5 protein-coding genes are annotated in these 4,529 nt (G+C 61.0%); all 5 read left to right on the forward strand.

The features are described 5' to 3' along the window. The first annotated feature begins 198 nt into the window (after positions 1 to 198). Positions 199 to 498, forward strand: a complete 300-nt coding sequence (locus tag AB1609_16195; protein ID MEW6047990.1) for a hypothetical protein — start codon at positions 199 to 201, stop codon at positions 496 to 498. Positions 499 to 1,150: 652 nt separating this feature from the next. Further along, positions 1,151 to 2,143 (forward strand): hypothetical protein, encoded by a 993-nt coding sequence (locus tag AB1609_16200; protein MEW6047991.1) that lies wholly within the window; start codon positions 1,151 to 1,153, stop codon positions 2,141 to 2,143. 160 nt (positions 2,144 to 2,303) lie between these two features. Continuing rightward, positions 2,304 to 2,699 carry a hypothetical protein gene (locus tag AB1609_16205; GenBank protein MEW6047992.1) on the forward strand — a complete coding sequence of 132 codons (396 nt, stop codon included), beginning with the start codon at positions 2,304 to 2,306 and terminating at the stop codon, positions 2,697 to 2,699. A gap of 669 nt (positions 2,700 to 3,368) precedes the next feature. Further along, positions 3,369 to 3,620 carry a hypothetical protein gene (locus AB1609_16210; protein ID MEW6047993.1) on the forward strand — a complete coding sequence of 84 codons (252 nt, stop codon included), beginning with the start codon at positions 3,369 to 3,371 and terminating at the stop codon, positions 3,618 to 3,620. A gap of 527 nt (positions 3,621 to 4,147) precedes the next feature. Continuing rightward, positions 4,148 to 4,315: a hypothetical protein gene (locus tag AB1609_16215; GenBank protein MEW6047994.1), complete on the forward strand. Its 168-nt coding sequence runs from the start codon at positions 4,148 to 4,150 to the stop codon at positions 4,313 to 4,315. Positions 4,316 to 4,529 lie beyond the last annotated feature (214 nt).

The raw sequence follows: 4,529 nt of genomic DNA on the forward strand, positions 1-4,529 counted from the left end.
GACTCACAGAAGACGGGTGGGTCGTCCTGCCTCAGTCGGTGTCCGTCCCAATTAAACAGTTGCGTGAGGCCACGTACTTGGGCAGACTCCTCGACGAGGATTGCGAGAAGCTACGTTCGGCACTTACGGCCTGGGAGGACGGAGCGATACCTAGTGTCCGACCTTGATGAGCTCCGAGAGGAATACGCGCGGTATGGCTTGACACCCAAACTGTACGGCATGGTCAAACGGGCCGTGGCTGCTGTAGTTTGGGTACGGAGACCGCCGAGTTGGCGGGCACTGGACGGCCGCTGGGACGACGATGCAGTTACGGCGCTGACCCATGATTTCCTGATGGAGGGGTTACCGGGCCATAAACTCTTTGAACTCATCCATACATGCACTGGCATGGCCGAACTGGAGACACGGCTTGAGCGGTTCGTTCAGGACTACATACGGCGCACCTCATCCCGGGGGGCGCTGGGCAACTTGCAGGAGCAGCTTATCCGCATCCTGTAGGCTGGGCCCGAGTTTGCGGCTCTTTCAAAGAGGGGGAAGCGGGTTCTGTGGGTGTGGGGGCTCGCCGAATGGTTGGACGGATTGCCTGCCGGCGGTTGCCCGGAGAAGGTGTCCGAGGTGCGAGGGCTGTTGTTGTCTTTCGAACGTCCGCAATACTCTCCTAAGGCACGCAAGCGGCCGCCCGCCCTCAGCGGAGAACACCTACGGTGGCTTCTCCGTGAGTTGTTTGCCAGAACCCGAGTTCCATGGACCCTCCAGGATATCGTGTCCCTTGTTTCGGATACCCTGGGATTGGCTAATGAAGAGTGCACTGTCGCTTTGGAGGCCAGTGGGGCCGAGAGTTCTTCCCGAGATGTGACGGGCGCAGACCCCGCCAAGCAAGCCCAAGTGCAGGAGTTCGCCAGGACTTTCCTTCGCGGATGCTCGGCCCGGGAGCGGGCACTGCTGAAAGCGTGCGCTTCGGGCCCGAAGACGTTCCGTGAGCTGGGCAAGAAAGCTGGCATCCCCAAATCACGGGCCTGGTCGCTTAGCCGCGAACTGGCCTCTAGACTCACCCGGTTCTGTGAGGACGACACCGCCCTAGCGGAGTTGGTTTGGGACGCGTTGGTCATTGCGGCTGTGAACGAAGGGAATGAGGACAAGGAGGGTTACCATGGATAGGGCTTGCCCATCGCTGAGCCGATTGCTGGGCATGGTCCTCGGCGAGGTGAGAGGGCAACAGTTGGCTGCTCTGGAGCGACACGTGCAGGAATGCCCGGCGTGCAGGACCGACCTCGAGAATCTGCGGGCGGCCGTACCCGGGGACACCAGTTTCCTGGCCGAGCCGGCGCCTGACATCGTTAAGGAAGCTCATCGGCCAAGAGGTCGTGCTCTTGCGACCCCTATAGCAGGACCTCCTTCGGCCGGCGACCTCTGCGTTGCCTGCTCTGCGGATGGTTCTCTGCGTCGGCTCGTGCTCTTGGTCGATTCCCCTGATGAGGCGGGCGTCGTAACCGCAGCGATGGTCTCTTCCGAACTTGAGATGGCGTCGGACCGCGACGCCATTCTCTCGTCCAGGCAATCAACGCTCGGCTATCCCTTGATGGTGGAGGCGTGGAACCAGTTCCCTATCGGCTATAACCAGTGCTGCTACAGGCTGGGGCGGATCGAATTCGAGTTGGTCCGGGCCATACGGCGTCTGGGCGGCGTCCGACGCCCTCGGCGCAGGGCCTTACTAGCAGTGGGGCCTCGGCTCGCGGACCCTGACGATCCCCGCGCAGAATTCCAACTACAAGAAGCTGCGTTTGCGCGCAGGCTGGCCGCGTTTCTCGAGGAAGCCCTCTACCTCGACTCAGTTCTGGCGCGCTCGCTAGACTTGTTCCTGGAAGAATACGTGAGTGTTGCCACTACCACTACGCTCGCAAGCGCTGATCGCTGCTGGCTTCTTGAGCCCGAACATCTCCCGCCCACGTCCACCATCCGGTTACGCCACGGCATCCTCCGCATGGAGCGGGTGTCCGGTGACTCGTTCAGCGTTTGCTTTGAGGCCCCCAGTGGTAGGTTAGTCGGGTTGGCCCCCAAGGAGGCGACGAGACCCCGTAAGGTTATCCTGGCGGGGGTTCAAGTGGACGTGCCTTCCGACTTCTGCGAACAGGTCTTTGCATGACGGAGGTGCCTCAGTGGACAGACGTAGTGGCTTTGCCGGCGCAGAATCGTCACCGGCCGCTCCGCGGCCGGAGTCACAACAACCTCAACGCAGGAAACCCGCGCGTATCCACCGATTGTACGTCCCGCGCCGGGTTTTGGAGGAAACCCAGCGCGCCTTGTTGGCCGCGGCACCACGCGAGGGATACCTCGTCTGGACCGGTAGGCTCATCAATGAGGAAGACGTACTCATAACCACTGCCTTCGTTTTCACGGGGACGGCCACCGCCCGGTCTGCCGAGGCGAGCCCGGCGGACCTGGCGCGGTTACGGGACCACCTCCGTAGCACTGGTGAGTTCGTATTCGCGCAGGTTCACAGCCACCGGGGTGCAGCCTTCCACTCCCCGGCTGATTGTCTCCATGTTTTCTCCCTCAAGAGGGGTTTCATCTCCATCGTGGTCCCCCGCTGCGGCAGGGTGAACATGCAAGACCTCGCCGCCTGCGCGGTGTACGAGCTTGACTATCAATGGCGGCGATGGACCGCCCCCGAAGTCCGACAGCGCATCGTTATCACGTAGTGCGTCCGCTCTCTACACATTGCCGAGTTCACCGGGGGTTCCGTTGGGGAGGAAGGTGCCACCCGGATCGTCGTCCCAGTCCCAGAAGGTCCGCCCAGCAGCCGTTTCGGCTGGCACGGTAGCCGGCGATGGGTGAGGTAACCGACGTCGCAGATCAGTCGACATGGATTAGCAGTGTCCTCAACTCCTGTAAAGGTGGTCAGCCTATGTTCCCTTCCCGCATTCGGGAGCATGCACTAGCGGGCATTGCCGGTGGGCGAGATTGGTGGGCAGGTATCGACCCGCGCTCTGGCGGAGTGCAACCTGTTCGCCGACTCGTTGGCCGAGTACGATCGCCGGTTGAGGTCCCTGCCTGTGGTATCGTGAGGGAGTGGCTTGGGACGCACAGAACGAAGGGGGTGCGGAAATGCCGATTGGGGCTCATACCTACACCATGAGTCCTCAGCAGGAGAGGTGGATCCGACATGCTAGTGAAGTTCTCGTGGATATGTTTCGAACGGACGTGCTGGACTTGGTGGAGAGAGACTCCTTCGAGGAGACTTCCATGTGTCAGTACCTGCCCCCACGCTACCAGCATCATTATGACTTGAGCTTTGCCCAGCAATTCCTGGACGTGATGATTCTGGTGGCCTGGAAGATCCGTGATAAGGGGTGGTGGATGCTCAATCCGTGGCCGAGGAATTGGCCATGCGGGCAATCCTGGAGCAGGCGGAGGTGCAGGCGGAGCTTGAAGGCAAGACGTTCACTTCGCGGGATCTGGTCGACCATATCTTCGAGGACATGGACGTTGAATTCCTCTTCCAGCCTGCGTTCGACGGAATTGAAGATGATGAAGACCTTGTGCGGCACCTAGGGATCGCAAACCTACGTCTTGGCGATTGGTTCAAGCCCTTTCGGCCCACAGGAATTGTGGGGCCTTAGAGATCGGGAGAAGCCATCGGCTCATCTCGGTGAACTCCGCAACGCAGACGAACAGATCGTGGCCCTCAAGCCAGATCCGGCGTCAGGCTAAGCGTTGGAGATTTCCTGGACCAGGCGCTCCACTGCCACGGTCAGCTCGCCTCGAGCAGAGGATACACCAAGGTCCTGCCGCTAGGCAGCGTATCGGCGCGCTTATGTGAGCGTGTTGGTTGCCTGCCGAGGGAATGCTACCTGCCAAGCTCCTCAAGGCGGGAGGGAACCATGGCTGACCGCCGGACTTCAAAACTACACAACACGGCAGGACCGGGGGTTTTCCCCAACCCTGGACGGCATTCAGAACCACGGCCTGTCATAGTGACGCAGGCGCCTGGCCGGAACATCGTCCATTCAAAGATATGTCGCCTCTCCGACTGGCGGATAACGCTTATTACCCGAAAGAGATGCCCACCTCCGAGACGGAGAGTGGCAGTGAGACGCGGAACCGAGTCCCTGGCGGGCATGGCGAACAATAAAGGAGGCGGCGGCGAATGGACTGGCTGGTGTGGGGTGCGGTAGTAGCTGTGGCGGTGGGCGTGGTGCAGTGGTTGGTGGCTAGGCGGAGGAGGCAGACGGTTAACGAGCTGACGGGTGGGCTTTGGGGGTGGCTGTTCTTTGGCAGCCGCAAGGGCGAGAAAGGGAAAGGCGGGGGCAGGTAGGGTACCCCTGCCGGCGGTGGCGGTGATCATCAGCGGTTTGCCGTGGCCCAAGAACCAGGCCGTCTGACTTTTTCCTCTTGCGATGACGGCTGGATGGAAAGTGCGGGACACAGATTTGCCGGGGCCTTGCTGGCTCCTCGATCGGCGGTATTCCATGAGATCGGGACGGAACGATCCTTCCTCACTTTGGAAGAATTCCCCATACTTAAACGTG

The sequence above is a fragment of the Bacillota bacterium genome (genome assembly GCA_040754675.1).
Classification (GTDB): domain Bacteria; phylum Bacillota; class Limnochordia; order Limnochordales; family Geochordaceae; genus Geochorda.